General features: G+C 49.2%; 16 protein-coding genes. 12 read left to right on the top strand and 4 right to left on the bottom strand.

Translation table 11 applies throughout. The features are described 5' to 3' along the window. The first annotated feature begins 55 nt into the window (after nt 1-55). Together LK536_RS34945 and LK536_RS34940 are read left to right on the top strand one after the other, a co-directional pair. Nucleotides 56-211: an AAA family ATPase gene (locus tag LK536_RS34945; RefSeq protein ID WP_008723633.1), complete on the top strand. Its 156-nt coding sequence runs from the start codon at nt 56-58 to the stop codon at nt 209-211. After that, a complete protein-coding gene (locus tag LK536_RS34940) occupies nt 159-842 on the top strand; it encodes an ATP-binding protein (RefSeq protein WP_420315202.1) in 684 nt (227 codons plus the stop codon). Before LK536_RS34945 ends, LK536_RS34940 begins: the two co-directional genes overlap by 53 nt. A 110-nt stretch (nt 843-952) precedes the next feature. On the opposite strand, the gene LK536_RS34935 is transcribed toward LK536_RS34940, so the two are convergent. Further along, on the bottom strand, nt 953-2,218 hold the full coding sequence (locus LK536_RS34935) for an ROK family transcriptional regulator (protein ID WP_227794639.1): 1,266 nt from the start codon (nt 2,216-2,218) through the stop codon (nt 953-955). A gap of 319 nt (nt 2,219-2,537) precedes the next feature. On the opposite strand from LK536_RS34935, the gene LK536_RS34930 reads away from it, so the two are divergent. From LK536_RS34930 to LK536_RS34900, 7 genes are all read left to right on the top strand, one after another. Continuing rightward, nucleotides 2,538-4,031, top strand: coding sequence for a sugar ABC transporter ATP-binding protein (locus LK536_RS34930; RefSeq protein WP_227794638.1), 1,494 nt, complete (start codon nt 2,538-2,540; stop codon nt 4,029-4,031). Between the two features lies 1 nt (nt 4,032). Next, entirely contained in the window at nt 4,033-4,989 is a 957-nt protein-coding gene (locus LK536_RS34925) for an ABC transporter permease (RefSeq protein WP_227794637.1), read from the top strand. Nucleotides 4,990-5,007: 18 nt separating this feature from the next. Then, the gene (locus tag LK536_RS34920; protein WP_227794636.1) at nt 5,008-6,048 is read left to right on the top strand and encodes a sugar ABC transporter substrate-binding protein; all 1,041 of its coding nucleotides are present in this window, start codon (nt 5,008-5,010) and stop codon (nt 6,046-6,048) included. Nucleotides 6,049-6,067: 19 nt separating this feature from the next. Beyond that, nucleotides 6,068-8,323, top strand: a complete 2,256-nt coding sequence (locus tag LK536_RS34915) for a glycosyl hydrolase (RefSeq protein WP_227794635.1) — start codon at nt 6,068-6,070, stop codon at nt 8,321-8,323. A gap of 307 nt (nt 8,324-8,630) precedes the next feature. Continuing rightward, a complete protein-coding gene (locus LK536_RS34910; RefSeq protein ID WP_008723649.1) occupies nt 8,631-9,008 on the top strand; it encodes a BlaI/MecI/CopY family transcriptional regulator in 378 nt (125 codons plus the stop codon). 1 nt (nt 9,009) lies between these two features. Next, nucleotides 9,010-10,785, top strand: a complete 1,776-nt coding sequence (locus LK536_RS34905; protein WP_227794634.1) for a M56 family metallopeptidase — start codon at nt 9,010-9,012, stop codon at nt 10,783-10,785. Nucleotides 10,786-10,865: 80 nt separating this feature from the next. Then, nucleotides 10,866-11,333, top strand: a complete 468-nt coding sequence (locus tag LK536_RS34900) for a GNAT family N-acetyltransferase (protein ID WP_227794633.1) — start codon at nt 10,866-10,868, stop codon at nt 11,331-11,333. A gap of 261 nt (nt 11,334-11,594) precedes the next feature. Here LK536_RS34900 and LK536_RS34895 read toward each other — a convergent pair whose 3' ends face one another. From LK536_RS34895 to LK536_RS34885, 3 genes are read right to left on the bottom strand one after another with little or no spacing between them, the layout of a single operon-like run. Continuing rightward, nucleotides 11,595-11,759: a hypothetical protein gene (locus tag LK536_RS34895; protein ID WP_168164735.1), complete on the bottom strand. Its 165-nt coding sequence runs from the start codon at nt 11,757-11,759 to the stop codon at nt 11,595-11,597. A 17-nt stretch (nt 11,760-11,776) separates the two neighbouring features. Further along, a complete protein-coding gene (locus tag LK536_RS34890) occupies nt 11,777-13,093 on the bottom strand; it encodes a cytosine permease (protein ID WP_227794632.1) in 1,317 nt (438 codons plus the stop codon). A gap of 21 nt (nt 13,094-13,114) precedes the next feature. Next, complete coding sequence (locus tag LK536_RS34885; protein WP_025484426.1) at nt 13,115-13,600, bottom strand: nucleoside deaminase; 486 nt, start codon at nt 13,598-13,600, stop codon at nt 13,115-13,117. Between the two features lie 310 nt (nt 13,601-13,910). Here LK536_RS34885 and LK536_RS34880 point away from each other — a divergent pair, with 310 nt between their 5' ends. Genes LK536_RS34880 through pstA form a run of 3 tightly spaced genes read left to right on the top strand, consistent with a single transcriptional unit; the run spans nt 13,911 to nt 16,758 of the window. After that, nucleotides 13,911-14,861: a phosphate ABC transporter substrate-binding protein gene (locus LK536_RS34880; RefSeq protein ID WP_227794631.1), complete on the top strand. Its 951-nt coding sequence runs from the start codon at nt 13,911-13,913 to the stop codon at nt 14,859-14,861. A 27-nt stretch (nt 14,862-14,888) separates the two neighbouring features. Further along, entirely contained in the window at nt 14,889-15,827 is a 939-nt protein-coding gene (pstC, locus tag LK536_RS34875) for a phosphate ABC transporter permease subunit PstC (protein ID WP_008723660.1), read from the top strand. Further along, on the top strand, nt 15,817-16,758 hold the full coding sequence (gene pstA / locus LK536_RS34870) for a phosphate ABC transporter permease PstA (RefSeq protein WP_331472048.1): 942 nt from the start codon (nt 15,817-15,819) through the stop codon (nt 16,756-16,758). Before pstC ends, pstA begins: the two co-directional genes overlap by 11 nt. Nucleotides 16,759-16,811: the final 53 nt, after the last annotated feature.

The following is a 16,811-nucleotide window of genomic DNA, read 5'->3' as shown; positions in this document are numbered from 1 at the left end:
GCAGTTTTTGTAAAGTTGGTACTGAAAAGGGTATCAGCTTTTTTGATGTTGTAGAATGTATTTATTCTTTGATGAGGTTCAACGCGTACCGGGCTGGGAAGATGTGATTAATTCGTTTCGGGTAGATTTGAATTGTGATATTTACATTACAGGTTCCAATGTTGGACGGTATTTATTCGACAGTAATTATGCGGGATATTTTAGAACGTGAAAATCGAAGAGGACAGAAACGTATCACAGATCCGATTCTGCTGAAAAAGATAGTCATGTTCCTCGCTGATAATATCGGCAGCAGTATTTCCGTTTCTTCAATCGGGAATATACTTGTGAATGTGGGCTTGTTAGAAGGTGGAAAGCGCAAAGGTACACCGAGCGCACATACGGTTCAGGCTTATGTGAACGCATTGCTGGAAGCGTATTTCTTTTATGATATTAAGCGGTTTGACATTAAAGGGAAAGAGTACCTGCGTACCCTTGGAAAATACTATATTGTTGATATTGGACTGAGAAATTATCTGCTCGGATCCAGAGACCGTGACAGCGGTCACGCATTGGAGAACGTGGTGTACTTTGAATTACTTCGGAGAGGTTTTGATGTTTCCATCGGAAAAGTGGATAATTCAGAAGTTGATTTCATTGCGGCAAAACCGGACAATAAAATATATATCCAGGTAACGGAATCCATGACAAGTGATGATGTCCGCCGCAGGGAATTGGCCCCGTTGCAGAAAATCAGAGATAATTATAAGAAGATAGTGTTGTCTTTGAATACCGGAATGGATTCTTCTTATGAGGGGATTAAGTCTGTTAACCTTATAGATTGGTTGATTGATGATTGTTAATATATATCAGATAATGGGATTTTAAAGAGATAGACTTTTTCTATCGATGGAGGCACTTGGAAAAACCAAGTGCCTTTTTGCACGGCTCCGGCTGGACAGGGCCGCCAGATTCATACGGTGAACTCCAGATCTTTAAAATACTGGTCAAAGCAGAAGAAGGCAGCCCCCTTCATCGCAAAGTCCAGCTGGTCCGGATAGGAGCTGGTCCCGTATGAGAAACTGAAGGTCAGCTTCATCCGGTTCTGGATATTATGAAGGGACAGGTGGTTGATGTTTTCCTCCAGGCTTTTCTGGAAATAACTTCCTGAGTTGGCGTAAATGCCCTGAATGATGATTTCATCGGGGTCATATGTTATCTGCATATTATAAATCAGCACGGTAAACTGCTGGATGACATAATCCAGATGTTTCCTGGCCAGGCTGTCACCGTCGTTGGCTGCCTGGAACACCTCCTGTATGGTCAGGGTGGAAAGGTCCCCGCGGCTCAGGGACGAGACTGCGTGGGTCTTTAAGTCCCGGCAGATCCGCCTGAGCATCGGTTCCCTTGATACGCTGGTTTCAAAGCAGCCGTAGTTGCCGCAGTTGCAGCGCTCGGAAAAGGTGTAATCCGTGGTGAGGTGGCCGTATTCCCCTACCAGGCCGGTCAGCCCGTGGATCAGATGTCCCATCCGCAGCTGGCTTCCGCCCACGGTGCTGCTGCAGAAAAGGGTGATTATATTTTTGTTACGGCGTTCCGGGCATTCCAGCAGCTCATAGCAGCCGTGGAATCGGCTGGTATTGTTAAGGTAGAGCGGTGCGCTGATACGGAGCCGCGCCCTGATATCCTCGATTACATGAAGTTCATTCCCCCACTGCGGCGAAAGGATTGGACGTGACAGGATGCCCTCTTTGTGCAGGATGATGCCCGCGCATTGGAATACAATGCCGCAAAGCCGTCTTTCATCCAGATTGTTCTGTTCCATGACCGAAGAAATCTGCCGGGCCAGGATGGAAAGGACCTCCTCATACGGATATCCTTCCTGGACAGTACAGGACTCCATCGCTTCCCCAAGAACGTTGTAGTTCATATCATATAGCTGGCATAAGCAGAATTCATGGGAAAAATATGCAGTTATCACATATCCGTAATCCGAGTTCAGGGCATACATCTCCGGCTTCTTGCCGCCCTGATTGGTGGATTCCCCTTTACCGACAGCGTGGATGATGTTCATTTCGGTGAGGTTGTTGAGGATATTCGTGATTGCTGTTTTGCTTAAGGAAAGCACCTGTGCAATATCACGGACAGCCAGGGTGGGGTGGTTCCGGAAAAGCTGTATGATGGACTGATAATTCTGGCGCCTTAAATCAATGGGCTTTGCACCAATATTTTTACTCATAGGGTTACCTGCTTTCTTTCTGATATTCTGCCTTTCTTATATTATCCCTAATTTATTAAAAAAAGTCAATGTAAAACAAGAAAGTTATTCAACAAAAATGTAAAACAGGTCACTGCTTGTTATTGGAAATGAACGAAAAATGCAAATATAGGCGAATGTGCAGGCGAAAATACTGGCAGGAACATAGATTGAAACATACCTGGTCATCGTAATTAGACAATTTAATTGGAAAACTATATTGACAAACTACAACGGAAGCAGTAAAATACAATCAGCAAGAGGATAAAACTGTATAAGGAAAAAGGAGGGAGGGCATGAAATGCATGAAGAATACGTACTGGAGCTATCCGGCATAACAAAGACCTTTCCGGGGGTCAGGGCACTGGACCGTGTAAGCTTCCAGGTCAGGAAGGGAACCGTACATTCACTGGTAGGCGAGAACGGGGCCGGTAAATCCACGCTTATGAAGGTAATCAATGGGATGTACAGGGCCAATGAGGGGACTATTTCCGTACGCGGGAAGGTGGAGAACATCACCTCGCCGGGAATAGCAGAAGGTCTTGGGATTGCAATGATTTTCCAGGAGCTGGTTTACGTTCCGGGTCTGACGGTGGCGGAAAACCTGTGTCTGGGACATCACCCGGTTACGGGGCTGGGACTGGTGGACTGGAAGAAGATCAACAGGGATGCCCAGGAGCTTTTGGACAGGGAGCAGATTGATGTGAAGGCAACTGCAATCATGGCAGAGGTGTCCATCTCGGACGCCCAGATGATTGAGATTGCCAAAGCCACCAATAAGGGGGCGAATATCGTGATTATGGACGAGCCTACATCCTCGCTGACCCAGCATGAGTCTGAGCGCCTGTTTAAGAAAATCCGGGAACTGCGGGAAAAGGGATGTGCGGTCATCTATATATCCCACAAGATGGAAGAAGTGTTCCGGATGAGTGATTACATAACCATCATGCGTGACGGGCACAGCGTCCAGACAGGCCCTATCAGCGGGTTTGATGAACAGAAGGTAATCTCAGCCATGGTGGGGCGTTCCGTGGAGAACATTTACCCGGAGAAGCGGGGAGAGCCGGGGAAGGTACTGCTGGAGGTAAAGGATATGAATGCGGGAAGGACCTCCCGCCATATCAGCCTGAACCTGCGCGCAGGTGAGATTGTGGGCATGGCCGGACTGGTAGGCGCGGGCCGGACGGAAACCGTGCGGGCCATATGCGGCCTGGAACCCTTTGAGTCAGGGGAAATCATTTTGGACGGCAGGACATACACGGGCATGACCGTGAACCAGGCCATTGAAAATGGACTGGTAATGGCCACTGAGGACAGAAGGAAGTACGGGATTATTCCCTGCAGGAGTATTAAGGAGAATATCTCCCTTCCCAACCTGAAGGAACTTTGCAGGTCTGGTTTCATCAATCAGAAAAAGGAACAGGGCCTGGTGCAGGCGTATTTTGAGCGTCTCCGCATAAAAGCCAACAGCATGAATGTGGATGCATTCACGCTATCAGGCGGTAATCAGCAGAAGCTGGTATTAGCCAAATGGCTGATGTCCAATCCCAAGGTGCTGATCCTGGATGAACCTACCAGGGGAATTGACGTGGGCGCCAAATATGAGATTTACGAGCTGATGAATGAGATGGCAGAGGCGGGAATGGCAGTCCTGATGATTTCCTCAGAACTTCCCGAGCTGATCGGCATGTGCAGAAGGATTTATGTAATGGCCGAAGGCGAGATTAAAGGGGAACTGAAGAATGAGGAAATCAGCCAGGTAAGCATCATGCGTCTGGCCACAGGAGGGGAATAAGATGGGAAAGGCAAGCAGTAAACAGGCAATTAATTTTGTGACAAGATATAGTATTTATTTTATTACTTTAATTTTCATGGTCATCTGTACCTGTATGAACGACAGGTTCCTGACCGTAGAGAATATCATCAATATACTAAGGCAGATTTCCGTGTATGCCCTTTTGGCATTCGCAGAATCCGTGTGCATCATCTCGGGGAACCTGGACCTTGCGGCAGCATCCACCCTTGTGTTTTCAGGGTGTATGTCCATCTTTGTATACACGGCAACGGAATCCCTGCTGCTGGCAGTGCTTGTGGCGGTTTTGGTAGGCGTGATAATCAATACGGTATCCGGAATAATCGTGGCATATTTTAACATTCCCCCTTTTGTGGCGACCCTTGGCATGCAGATGTCCGTGCGCGGCGCCGTATATATGCTGACGGGCGGCATGACAATCACGGAGACAGGGGAGAACTTTAAAGTAATAGGCCAGGGATATGTGGGGCCGGTTCCCAACCCGGTGCTGATCATGCTGTTGTGCGCAGTGGTATTCTGGGTGTTGTTAGACAGGACGCGTCTGGGGCGGAATTTCTATGCGGTGGGAGGAAACCGCGAGGCTGCCAGGGCTTCCGGCATCAGCCTGCGCAAATATACAATTTATGCATACATGGTGGCAGGCGCATTTACAGGACTTGCGGGAATTGTTTACTGTTCCAGGATTAATGCCGGAACACCGGCCGGGGCGCAAGGGTATGAAGGACTGGGAATTGCTGCCGCGGTCATCGGCGGCATCGGATTTGCAGGAGGGACAGGCAATGCATGGGGAGCGGTGATTGGTGCGGTTGTAATCGGCATCATTAATAATATCCTGAACCTGATGGGGGTAAATTCCTATATGCAGCAGGTAATCAACGGCCTGGTGATTATCCTGGCAGTTGGTCTGGATACGTTCACCCGTTCAAAACGTACATCATAATAAAGGAGAAGGAATCATATGAAAAAGAAAATCGTGTTACTTTTGGCAGCAGTAATGGCAGTGGGTATGCTGTCGGGATGTGGAAAGAAGGGGAATGCACCGGCGTCAGGGGCTGTACCGGCAGAGGCGTCCGGCCAGGAAATGGCTGTTCCCGAGGGGCTTGCGGGAACAAAGGTGGCGTGGGTTACGATCCAGTCCGATGCATGGCATCACCAGACCGCGGTAAAGGCCCAGGAGCTGCTGGCAGCCAATGGATTTACCTGTGACTTATTCGACACAAACGGGGATGACGCCAAGGGCCTTGAATGTCTGGAGCAGATACGCACGGCGGGGGATTACGGGCTGGTCATCTATGCCTGCAATGTAACGCAGCTGGATGCCTTTAAGCAGCTGATGGATAAGGGCACAAGCGTTGTCATGTATGCCAATGATTTTGAGGATAACCACGGCGTGGTCTCCACCTGGGTATGTTCTGAGTATGACCTGGGTTACCTGGTTGCTGAGAAGGCGGCCCAGGAACTGCCGGAGAACGCCAATGTGGTGCTCTTAAGGGGGATTGAGGGCTGGTCCGGTTCCGTGATGAGGGGCAAGGGCTTCCATGCGGCCCTGGAGGATGCCGGACGTGACGATATCACAATCCTGGATGAGAAATTCCAGAAGTTCCAGAAAGCAGATGCCATGACCTGTATGGAGGATTGGATTACTGCTTACGGCGACAAGATTAACGGCGTTGTTTCTGAAAATGACGATATGGCCCTGGGAGCCATTGAGGCCCTGCGTGGAGCCGGTATGACTGCCGACGCCGGCCATGTGCTGGTATATGGCATTGACGGTCTGTACCAGGGATGCAAAGGCATCAAGGAAGGTTCTATCCAGGCATCCGCATATCAGGACTCCAATGACTATGCAGAGGCGGCCCTTGAACGGATACAGAAGCTGGTAAGCGGGGAAATGAAGCCTGGGGACTGTGAGGATCTGACATTTGACGCGGCTTATATTGACAGCTCCAATGTGGATGAATTCCTTACTTATTATGAAAAAGCCGGTATGGCACAGTAAAGGAAAGATAATGGGTAATATGAAGAAAGAAGATTTTGCAGATCCAAAAGGAGTTTTGGAGTACAACGAGGCCCAGTCCCCTCTGTGGTTCTGGAATGACAGGCTGGAAAAAGCAGAGCTGGAAAAGCAGCTGTCCTTAATGACTGAAAAAGGGATTACATGTAATGCCCCCCATGCAAGAACCGGGTTTGAAGGCGGTTATCTGGATCAGGACTGGATGGAGCATATGCAGACCGTCATTGATTACAAGGCACGGCACGGCGAGACCATGTGGCTTTATGATGAATTTAACTGGCCTTCCGGGATTGCCAATGGGGAGGTGACAAAGAACGAGGAGCTGCGCGAAAAGTATCTTTCGATTCAACGTTTTTTCGTGCCTGCCAATACAAGGTTCCGCATCCAGCCCACCATGCTCAGGGAGATGAACCTGGATGTCAAGGAATACATCACGAATGATTATCAGGGCAAAAAGGACATTGACAACCTGTTTGTCTATGACGCAGGCACAATGGAACCGCTGGATGTCAGGCAGTTTCAGCCGGATGATGACTCGGGTCATCTGTTTAACCTGTCGGAGAATGATTTTGAAATCATCAGGGACAGGGATACGGTGGTATTCGAAGCCAAGGTGCTGACAGAGCTGTTTCAGAAGGAAGGATTTTATGACCCTGACTACCTGAACCCGGATGCAGCTGACAAATTCATTGAAGCCACATACGAGGCATATCATGAACGGTTTGCAGATGCATTCGGCAAAGTCATTACCGCGGGCTTTGATGACGAAAGCAGGTTCTGCCATGCATTTCCATGGACTGGCAGCCTTCTTGCTGCATTCGAGGATAGATACGGCTACCGGCTTGAGGAGCGGCTGCCTGACCTGGTCCTGCCGGGAGTCAGGGCTGGCCGTACCCGCTGCCATTACTTTAACCTGATAGCGGATATGTACCGGGATAATTACCATAAGAGGCTTCGGGGCTGGTGTGAAGCCCATGGGATAGACTACTGCCCCCACCTTCTGGGAGAGGAAAATGTGGCTGCCCAGGTCCGGTATAACGGAGAGCTGATGCGCCAGTTCCGTGAGATGACAAGGCCGGGGGTGGACCATCTTGGTAAAGGAATCGGAAGCTTAAACATCCGTTTTGCGTCCTCGGCAGCCGAGGTATACGGGAAAAAGGGGCTGGCCTGTGAGGCCTTTGCGGCCAATGGATGGGATCTGACCTTTGAGGAATACATCCGCACCATTTCCTGGCTTTATTCCCAGGGGGTAAATACCATTACGAACCATGCATTTTTTTACTCCATCCGGGACGGGAGGAAGGATGACTGGCCTCCTTCACAGTTTTTCCAGTGGAAGGGCTGGGAGAAGATGGGGCAGGCCAATGCCATGTGCCGCAGGACCTATGGCATGATTAAGGACAGCGTAAGGAAGACAGAGGTCCTGATTTACCATCCGGTAGAAAGCTTCTGGCTTCATTATATCCCGGACCAGGGATTTACCCATGGCTTCCACATGGGGCCGCTGATTCAGGGAGAACAGGCGGCGCACATTGACAGGCAGGAACAGATATTGTTAAATGAACTGCAGGAGCATAACAGGGATTTTACCGTGTTCCCCTCTGACGCCACGGACCAGTTCAAGGTGGAAAATGGCAGGCTGGTAAATAAAAATACAAACCAGCAATACGCTGCATTTGTCCTGCCCATGTGCCAGGTGCTTCCGCTGGAGAGCGCCAGGATGCTGGAGGAATTTGCTGCCCAGGGCGGCTATATCGCAGTGATGGAAACAGTCCCTGAATACAGTATGATGGAAGCCCAGGATGGGGAGCTGAAGGAAATCATGAAGCGGATCATGGATGCGCCCAACACATCATTTTTTGAGGACATGGACACAAAGGCGCTTCTTATGTGGCTTTTGGAGGCTGTTCCCCAGGGTATGAGGATTGTGGAAGGGACAGACGGTCTAAAGAAGAATTTACTTCACTATCCGGACTGGGTGATTGACCCCTATATCCATACCGGGGAGGATATGAGCGGAGTCTCATGGACTGCATTTGAGGACCAGGGAACAAAGTATTATTTTGTAAATTATACGGATGAGGTACAGGAGATAACCGTGCAGGTGTGTTCCGGAATCCTTCCGGAAATCTGGGATACATATACAGGAGCCATAGAACCTGCCCAGGTTGTGGAGGAGAAAAGGGATGGAAATGGAACGCAGTATCAGATCCGTATGAGACTGCCGAAGGACTACGGGGTATTCCTGGTTACAGGATAAATACAGGTGAAACATGTGGATTCATCATGATATCTGAATGGATTGTAATATCTGAGTCAGATATAAAATCCAAATATATGGTTGACCAACAGACAACGCCGCCCAACATGACATCATGGGCGGCGTTTCTGCATGATAGCTGGCATAGGGGCGGATGGCGGAAGTATTATCAAAGATTTCGAAAGCATTTTCAAAAAGTTCGGAAGTATTATCAAAAATCTCAGAATCATTTTCATAAATACCTTGACATTGATTTAAGACGGATGTAGTATAAAAGAAAGACAATTGTCTTAAAGGAGCTGATTCTATGGAAAAGTTAAAAAAACTGCCGGACGCAGAGTTTGACGTGATGAAGGTAATATGGGACAATGAGCCGCCCGTGACCACCACATCTGTCAGGGAGCAGTTAGGAAAAGAAAAAGAGTGGAAGATACAGACCGTTGTTACCCTTATGCTCCGTCTGGTTGAGCGGGGGTTCCTGCGTTCTGAAAAACATGGAAAAGAGCGTACCTATTTCCCGCTTGTAAGTAAAGAAGATTACCTGAAGTTTGAAACTGGCAATTTCATGAAGCAGTATCACAACAGCTCTCTTTTTAACCTGATTAACACCTTGTATGATGATGAGGCCCTTACGGACAAGGATATTGACGAGCTGTTGACATGGGCCAAAGAACGGAGGAATTAATATGCAGGGCTTTCTGATTACGCTGGCGGTATGCTCCGTTACCATGTCGGCACTTGCACTTTTTTACATGGCAGTAACCCCGTTTCTGGCAAAGCGCTATTCTGTAACAGGCCGTTATTATACATGGCTTGTGATTGTGCTTGGGCTGATTATCCCGTTCCGCCCCCAGACTGGCAACGCAGTGGTCAGGGTCCATGTGCCGGTCCATCCGGCGGCGCCTGTTATCCGCACCGGGACAGGGATACCGGAGGCCATGCCTGTTGATTATCTGCCCTCCACCCTGCCGCACATGACTGGGTGGCAGATTACGGCGGTAATATGGATGGTGGGAATGATTGCATTTCTTATGTATCATATGATCCGGCATTACCGTTTTTTGAAATTAGCGGCCAGGTGGAGTGAAGACGTCACGGACAACCGGACCCTGACGTTATTACAAAACCTGAAAGCGGGGATGGGATTATCAAGGCCCATGGGACTGAAGGTTTGCGGCAGTATTGGGACCCCTATGATGGTAGGCTTTATAAGCCCGCGTATACTGCTGCCCAAAGCGGATTTTTCAGAAGATGAACTCTGTTTCATCCTGAAGCATGAACTGATACACTACAGGCGCGGGGACTTATGGTATAAATGTCTGGTACTGGCTGCAACCGCCGTCCATTGGTTCAATCCCATTGTTTACATGATGGCAAAGGCCATTGATATCCAATGTGAATTATCCTGTGACAAGGAAGTCATACGCAGTGCGGATCCGGATGTACGGCAGTATTACAGTGAAACAATTATCGGTGTGGTCAGGTACCAATCGGGACATAGGACCGCGCTGTCAACTAATTTTTATGGATCCAGGCAAAGCCTGAAGGAAAGGATTGTTTCAATTATGGATATGAGTAAAAAGAAATCAGGGATTGCGGTTCTCTGTGCCGCTTTGGTACTCACCCTGGGTACGGGTTCTGCTTTTACGGCAAAGGCGGAGACAAAGGGAACGCCCGGACCTATAAAAGAAGATATCGTGGTTTCCCCAGAGTTTTCTTATGGTTACAAGTTCCACCCCAACCCTGAAACCTATGCCGTATATTCATCCTATGGGATTACTGTTTCAGATGATGGGGAAATGCTGCTGTATAACGGGGAGAGGGTACGGCTTTTTATGGATGGACATTCGGATGCGGAAGCCTTCTTTTTGGACGAAGCAGGTACAGTTAATCTGTCTGTCAGCAGGAATGCATCCGGCAATATTACCGGGATTGAACGTATCTCAAGGGAAAAAGCGCAGGAATACTGTTCTGCTTTCTTTGCCGATGACCGTAACACTCAAGCCCCCAACTCTCAGGACCATTCTAAAAAAGTATCGCAGGATATGGATGGCGGAGGAACCCAAGATATAGAAGAGAATGAAATAAAGAGTATAGCAAAGGATACAGCAGCAGAAACAACGGTTGATATGGCAGGCAAAAACAAATTTAATCAATATTCATCCTATGGAATCACTGTTTCAGCAGATGGTCAGATACTATATTATAATGGCCAGCGTGTAAAACTTCTTGCAGATGAACTGCCTGACGGTTCTTTTGAATCATTCTGGTATGACGAAGCAGGAACCGTCAGTTTATCAGCCATAAGGAACTCAGATGGCCGGCTTACTGATATCAAAGGCATCTCGGAAGAAAAGGCGCAGGAATACCTTAAGAGGGCAGATGGGAATAATCAGGATGTTTTGAAGGGGCTGGATGAAAAAGTAGAAAACAGGATGAAGGAGTTATTTCCGGGGGAATGATTAGTCAGGCGGCTATATCAGGATAGGATTTATCATACAGGTCAGATTGAAATGTTATATTTTGAAAGGAAGTGATTGCAATGATAATGGTAACAACCGAAAGAATGTCCATATTCCCAATTTCTGACGATGAAATGAAATTAAAAATCGAGCAGGAAACCAACGGGGAAATGAAAAGGGCATACATGGAAATGCTTGCCGGCTGTAAAAAATCACCTGAACAGCGTATTTGGCACACCATATGGTTCATGCAGCTTAACGATGGTAGCGGACAAATCGTTGGGGACCTGTGCTTTAAGGGATTAAATGATAATGGGAGCGTAGAAATCGGCTACGGAATGAAAGAAGATTATGAAGGCAGGGGGTTGATGACAGAGGCTGTTACCGCCATGGCTAAATGGGCAATCACTCAAGAGGGCGTATCCTGTATTGAATCAGAAACCGATTCCAACAACATTGCTTCACAAAGGGTCCTTCTGAAGGCAGGGTTCGTACCAACTGGGGTGATGGGGGAGGAAGGGCCAAGATTTGTATGGACGAAATGCTGAATACAGGTTTATAGGCGGGATGATGAGCCTTCGTTTTAGTTATGTAATATGTGGCTGAAACGGCAGACATCAACCAAAGCATGGTTTTAATATTTATCCTACGAAAACAATAATGCAAAAAAAGATTCGTAATGTTTCAGGGGGCATCCTCCCGGACCAGAAACCGTCCGGGAGGATGCCCCCATAAGTGTATAAGTGTCTATCTGTCAAGGCAACCGGATTCCCCATCTGGCTGCCTTCATGTTCCCATTCAGTCCATACTTATGGCTGCCACCTGGAATACCCATATATCATAATCAGGATGCTTACAACCAAAAGAGCATTTCCTGTATGGATGAATACAGGATTCTCAGCCAGGCATCCCATAAAGGAGCCAATGCCCATAATCACGGTGCCGATCAACGCGCTGAATTTATATCTGTCCATCTGATATCCCCCTCTTTCTATGCTTCTTCTGCCAGGTTAGTGGTTACCCGCTGCTTACTTACAGCCATAAGCGCGGTATAGAGGACTGCCCCAAGTATGATTCCGTTTAAGGATGGAAGTCCGAAGGGAATCATGTACACCAGCGCAATGGAGATGGCCCAGGTAATCCATGGAACAGGATTCCATTTGCAGAAGCTGGCTTTATCGTAGGCAGCATAGCGGCCTTTATGTACCAGGAAGTAATCGGAAAGGATGATTCCTGATAAGGGCGGGACAACGGTTCCCAGTATGTTCAGGAATGTGAACAGGAAGCCGATTTCGTATGGTCTGGTCAGGGTTGCCAGTGCGGACAGCACCAGCAGGATTGCCAGCATTTTCTTGCGCTCCATCTTGAATGCATTGGAAAGGTTCAGGGATGTGGAGTACAGGTTTGCCGCGTTGGTGGTGAAGATATTGGTTGTCATCAGGATCAGGCTTGGGATGACCAGGCCGAATCCCAGAAGGATGACCGTCAGGTCGCTGTTCTGCATGGCAATGGCTGCAATGGCGCCGCAGACAATCATCAGGATGTTGCCGCCCAGAAGCCCGGTAAGGGTGGCGGAGACAGCTGCCTTTGTGTCCTTGGCATACCGCATGATATCCGCAATACAGGTGGCTGTGGACAGGACCCATGTGCCGATGACAGCCGTGATGCCTGTGAACAGAGGCATGTCAGAGGATGGAACGTAGGCAAACAGGGCATCCATGCCGCCGATGACGCCTAAGGAGCGGATGGCTGTTGCAATGGACAGGAATACAATGGCCGGGATTGCAATATAGCCAAGAATGGTAATTGCGCCTATGCCGCACATGGCAAAGATTCCCATGACAATGGCGCTGACAGCCATACAGATACCTTCTCCTACCTGCCCCATATGGAACACCTGGGCCACGAAATGTCCGTAGGTGGCGGCCTGGATGGTGTACCAGCCCAGGTTCACCACAGGCACGAAGATGGAAGCCGCCTTGGAGCCGGTGGAGCCAAAGCTGTACCTGGTCAGCAGTGCAAAGGTAAGCCCTGTCTTACAGGCGATGATACTAATCAATACCGCAATGATGCTTAGGAAAACGTTGCCTCCCAGTGTGGCCAGTATGATATGTTTAAAATCCATGCCGGCTGCAAGACCGCCGCCAGCCATCATGCTGGTTATTACAAATACAAAGCCAGTCCATACAATGGTTAGGCTGAAATAGGTTTTTCTCTGATCCGCAGGTACGGCGCAGCGGGAAAATTCCGTGTCCGCGGCCTGGTTCTGGTTCTGCTGTTCCATCTCATATCCTCCATTCCAATACATGATTCAGTTCCTGAACACGTCTTAGTTATTCCAATATCCCTCATGCACACCGGCAATCTCTTCCACCAGCTCCGGGAACGGACCCACAACCTCAATCTCCTTCTGTCCCCTTGCAAATACCTCACGGCAGGGCAGGTCAAAGGTTGGGTTCTGGGGGTCGGCCCCTGTGTGCGCCAGCAGGTCCTTCTCAGACATGCCATACACCACCCGGCCGATGCCGGCCCAGTAAATGGCCCCGGCGCACATGGCGCAAGGTTCTGCCGTGGTGTAAAGGGTACAGTCTTTTAAGAATTCCTTGGAATACTGCTGGGACGCCTTTTCTGCCACCTGTGTCTCTGCGTGTCCCGTGCATTTATTCTCCGTAATCTCCACATTGGGCTGTTCCAGCAGGATATTGCCTTCCTTATCAGCAAGAAGCGCGCCAAAAGGAGTGTTTCCTCCTGCCCGTGACTCCCTGGAAATCTCAGCGCAGCGTTTTAAGTTCCTGATATCAATTGATTTGTCCATTGTATCCTCCATATTTTTCTTTTAAAGATAAGAGGTATTACCTCATATCTATTTTCTGATATAAATTTATCATAATCTCATAGGGATGTAAATGTCTAATGTGTATAAGGAAAATAAAAAAAATTGTGCACTTTAGCTAAATACACATGGGTATTGCGGCTTTACGCAGATTTTACAAAATCTATACCATACCTTGCTTTCAGCAAATGTAAAACTTTTGTATACTCCAAAATGTAATCGGAAGTACAAAAAGAAAAGACGAAGATGAAAACGTATTTGAATTTCGCAGAAAAATCGGAGGCAGAGTATTATGAAAATGAACAGCAAAAAGATAATGGCACTTATGGGTTCTGCAATGCTTGCAATGGGAATGCTGGCAGGATGCGGGAGTTCTGCAGGAGAGACAACCACGACGGCTCCGGCCACCACGGCAGGGTCAGTAACAACAACCGGGGCACAGGCCGATACCAGTGAAGCGGCAGGGACATCCGAAGCAGCCGGTTCTGAAGCAGCAGCAGACTTAAGCGGTTCCATCAGTATGGTAGGTTCCACATCCATGGAGAAATTCGCCAATGCGCTGAGCGAGTCCTTTATGGAGAAATATCCCAATGTAACGGTTACAGCAGAGTTTGTTGGTTCCGGCGCAGGTGTTGAGGCGGTTTCCAACGGCACGGCGGATATCGGTAATTCCTCCAGAAACTTAAAGGACGAGGAAAAGGCCAACGGCGTTGCTGAAAATATCGTTGCAATCGACGGAATCGCAGTTGTGATTGACCCGGCCAATACGGTAGAGGACCTGACCAAACAGCAGTTATCCGATATATATGAAGGAAAAGTGACAAACTGGAAGGATGTCGGCGGCAGCGATGCACCAATCGTAGTGGTTGGACGTGAATCAGGTTCCGGTACAAGAAGCGCATTTGAAGAACTGTTAAAGCTGGAAGACATCTGCAGATACAGCAATGAACTGGACAGCACAGGCGCTGTCATGGCAAAGGTTGCCTCCACACCAGGCGCCATTGGATACGTGTCCCTGGATGTCCTGGATGATTCCGTAAAAGCCCTTAAACTGGAAGGCGCAGAACCGACAGAAGAAAACATCAAGGCAGGCAGCTATTTCTTAAGCCGTCCCTTCGTAATGGCAACCAAGGGTGAGATCAGTGAGCAGAGCGACCTTGTAAAGGCACTGTTTGACTACATCTACTCAGACGAAGGAACGGAAATCGTAAAGTCCGTCGGACTGATTGCAGTTGACAAATAATCCGGATATGAAAGGAGACTTACCTGCATGAGAGCGGACACATTTTCCATACGTTCCCATCATGGCAGCAAGTCCGCAGTCGAGAAAGCTGCACAGGCAATCTTCACCGCCTGCGGCTTTTTCGCTGTGCTGGCTGTTGCTTCCATAACATTATATATGGTCATCAGCGGTACGCCTGCGCTGTTTAAGGTGGGTATACTGGAAATCCTGTTCGGGACATTATGGCAGCCCGCGGCGGCTTCCCCCAGCTTCGGTATCCTGTATGTCATACTGACCTCTATTGCAGGAACATTCCTGGCCATCCTGATCGGCGTTCCCATCGGCGTCATGACAGCCATCTTCCTGGCGGAGGTGGCGCCAAGGAAGGTGGCGGATGTTGTCCGTCCCGCCGTGGAACTGTTAGCAGGCATCCCGTCGGTCATCTACGGACTGCTGGGCATACTGATACTGAATCCACTTATGTATAAACTGGAACTGATCATCTTCAAAGGTTCCGAAAGCCACCAGTTTACCGGGGGCGCCAACCTGATATCCGCGGTGCTGGTGCTGGCCCTGATGATCCTTCCCACTGTAATCAATATAAGCGAATCCTCCCTGCGGGCTGTGCCGGGCCATCTGAGGAGCGCGTCCCTGGCCCTTGGGGCAACGAAGATCCAGACCATATTCCAGGTTATTGTCCCGGCGGCAAAATCCGGTATCATCACAGCAATTGTACTGGGGACCGGAAGGGCCATCGGCGAGGCCATGGCCATCAGCCTGGTGTCGGGAAGCTCGGTAAACCTTCCTCTTCCATTTAACTCCGTGCGTTTCCTTACAACCGCCATTGTGTCGGAGATGGGATACGCGGCCGGACTTCACAGGCAGGTGCTGTTCACCATCGGCCTGGTCCTGTTCGGGTTCATCATGTTCATCAATGTAAGCCTGACCAGGATCTTAAAGAAAGGAGACAGGAAAAATGACAGGTGATATGACCGGAAACATGACAGGAAATGCGGCATCTGATATGGCGGTCCGGGCCAACCGCAGATCCACGCTTCACGAAAGCATATACGGCAGGCGTGTGAGAAGCTCGGATGTAATCCTCACCGGCGTCATCTACGGATGCGCGGCCTTTTCCATCCTGCTGCTGGCAGGAATCATGGGATATGTATTTGTGCGCGGGATACCCCATGTGACCTGGTCGTTTTTAAGCACTGCCTCCAGCGCCACCAAAGGGACCTTCGGTATCCTGGGCAATATCATCAATACCCTCTATGTCGTGGCCATAACCCTGCTGATTGCAACACCTATCGGAATCGGTTCAGCCGTATACTTAAACGAATACGCCAGACCTGGAAAAGTGGTGCGCCTGATTGAATTTACAACAGAGACATTGTCAGGCATCCCCTCCATTATCTTCGGCCTTTTTGGAATGGTGTTCTTTGGAAATACCTTAGGCCTGGGATATTCCATCCTTACCGGCGCCCTCACCCTTACCCTGATGATCCTTCCGCTGATTACCAGGACCACCCAGGAGGCCCTTAAGACCGTGCCGGACAGCTACCGCCACGGCGCCCTTGGAATCGGGGCCACCAAATGGTACATGATACGCACCATCCTCCTGCCAAGCGCCATGCCCGGAATCCTTACCGGGGTCATCCTGGCAATCGGGCGCATCGTGGGGGAATCCGCAGCCCTTCTGTTTACCGCGGGAAGCGGCTACTACCTTCCAAAGAACCTGCTTGGGAAGATACTGGAATCAGGAGGAACCCTGACCATCCAGCTGTACCTGTTCATGCAGAAGGCGAAATACAATGAAGCATTCGGAGTGGCCGTGGTCCTGCTGGTAATCGTGCTGGGAATCAACGGGCTGGCCAAATACCTGTCCCATAAGTTTAATGCGGAAAACCGTATCTGATATGGAATGTCACAAGAGACATGCAGGGCTGGACGCCTGAAGTCAGACAAGGA

The sequence above is a fragment of the Clostridium pacaense genome (assembly GCF_020709765.2).
GTDB lineage: Bacteria > Bacillota > Clostridia > Lachnospirales > Lachnospiraceae > Enterocloster > Enterocloster hominis.
This window is presented reverse-complemented; position numbering and strand designations above follow the sequence as displayed.

Coding starts and splice junctions, on each gene's coding strand:
- LK536_RS34945 (WP_008723633.1), top strand. CDS start 56: ATGTATTTATTCTTTGATGAGGTTCAACGCGTACCGGGCTGGGAAGAT.
- LK536_RS34940 (WP_420315202.1), top strand. CDS start 159: ATGTTGGACGGTATTTATTCGACAGTAATTATGCGGGATATTTTAGAA.
- LK536_RS34935 (WP_227794639.1), bottom strand. CDS start 2,218: ATGAGTAAAAATATTGGTGCAAAGCCCATTGATTTAAGGCGCCAGAAT.
- LK536_RS34930 (WP_227794638.1), top strand. CDS start 2,538: ATGCATGAAGAATACGTACTGGAGCTATCCGGCATAACAAAGACCTTT.
- LK536_RS34925 (WP_227794637.1), top strand. CDS start 4,033: ATGGGAAAGGCAAGCAGTAAACAGGCAATTAATTTTGTGACAAGATAT.
- LK536_RS34920 (WP_227794636.1), top strand. CDS start 5,008: ATGAAAAAGAAAATCGTGTTACTTTTGGCAGCAGTAATGGCAGTGGGT.
- LK536_RS34915 (WP_227794635.1), top strand. CDS start 6,068: ATGAAGAAAGAAGATTTTGCAGATCCAAAAGGAGTTTTGGAGTACAAC.
- LK536_RS34910 (WP_008723649.1), top strand. CDS start 8,631: ATGGAAAAGTTAAAAAAACTGCCGGACGCAGAGTTTGACGTGATGAAG.
- LK536_RS34905 (WP_227794634.1), top strand. CDS start 9,010: ATGCAGGGCTTTCTGATTACGCTGGCGGTATGCTCCGTTACCATGTCG.
- LK536_RS34900 (WP_227794633.1), top strand. CDS start 10,866: ATGATAATGGTAACAACCGAAAGAATGTCCATATTCCCAATTTCTGAC.
- LK536_RS34895 (WP_168164735.1), bottom strand. CDS start 11,759: ATGGACAGATATAAATTCAGCGCGTTGATCGGCACCGTGATTATGGGC.
- LK536_RS34890 (WP_227794632.1), bottom strand. CDS start 13,093: ATGTATTGGAATGGAGGATATGAGATGGAACAGCAGAACCAGAACCAG.
- LK536_RS34885 (WP_025484426.1), bottom strand. CDS start 13,600: ATGGACAAATCAATTGATATCAGGAACTTAAAACGCTGCGCTGAGATT.
- LK536_RS34880 (WP_227794631.1), top strand. CDS start 13,911: ATGAAAATGAACAGCAAAAAGATAATGGCACTTATGGGTTCTGCAATG.
- pstC (WP_008723660.1), top strand. CDS start 14,889: ATGAGAGCGGACACATTTTCCATACGTTCCCATCATGGCAGCAAGTCC.
- pstA (WP_331472048.1), top strand. CDS start 15,817: ATGACAGGTGATATGACCGGAAACATGACAGGAAATGCGGCATCTGAT.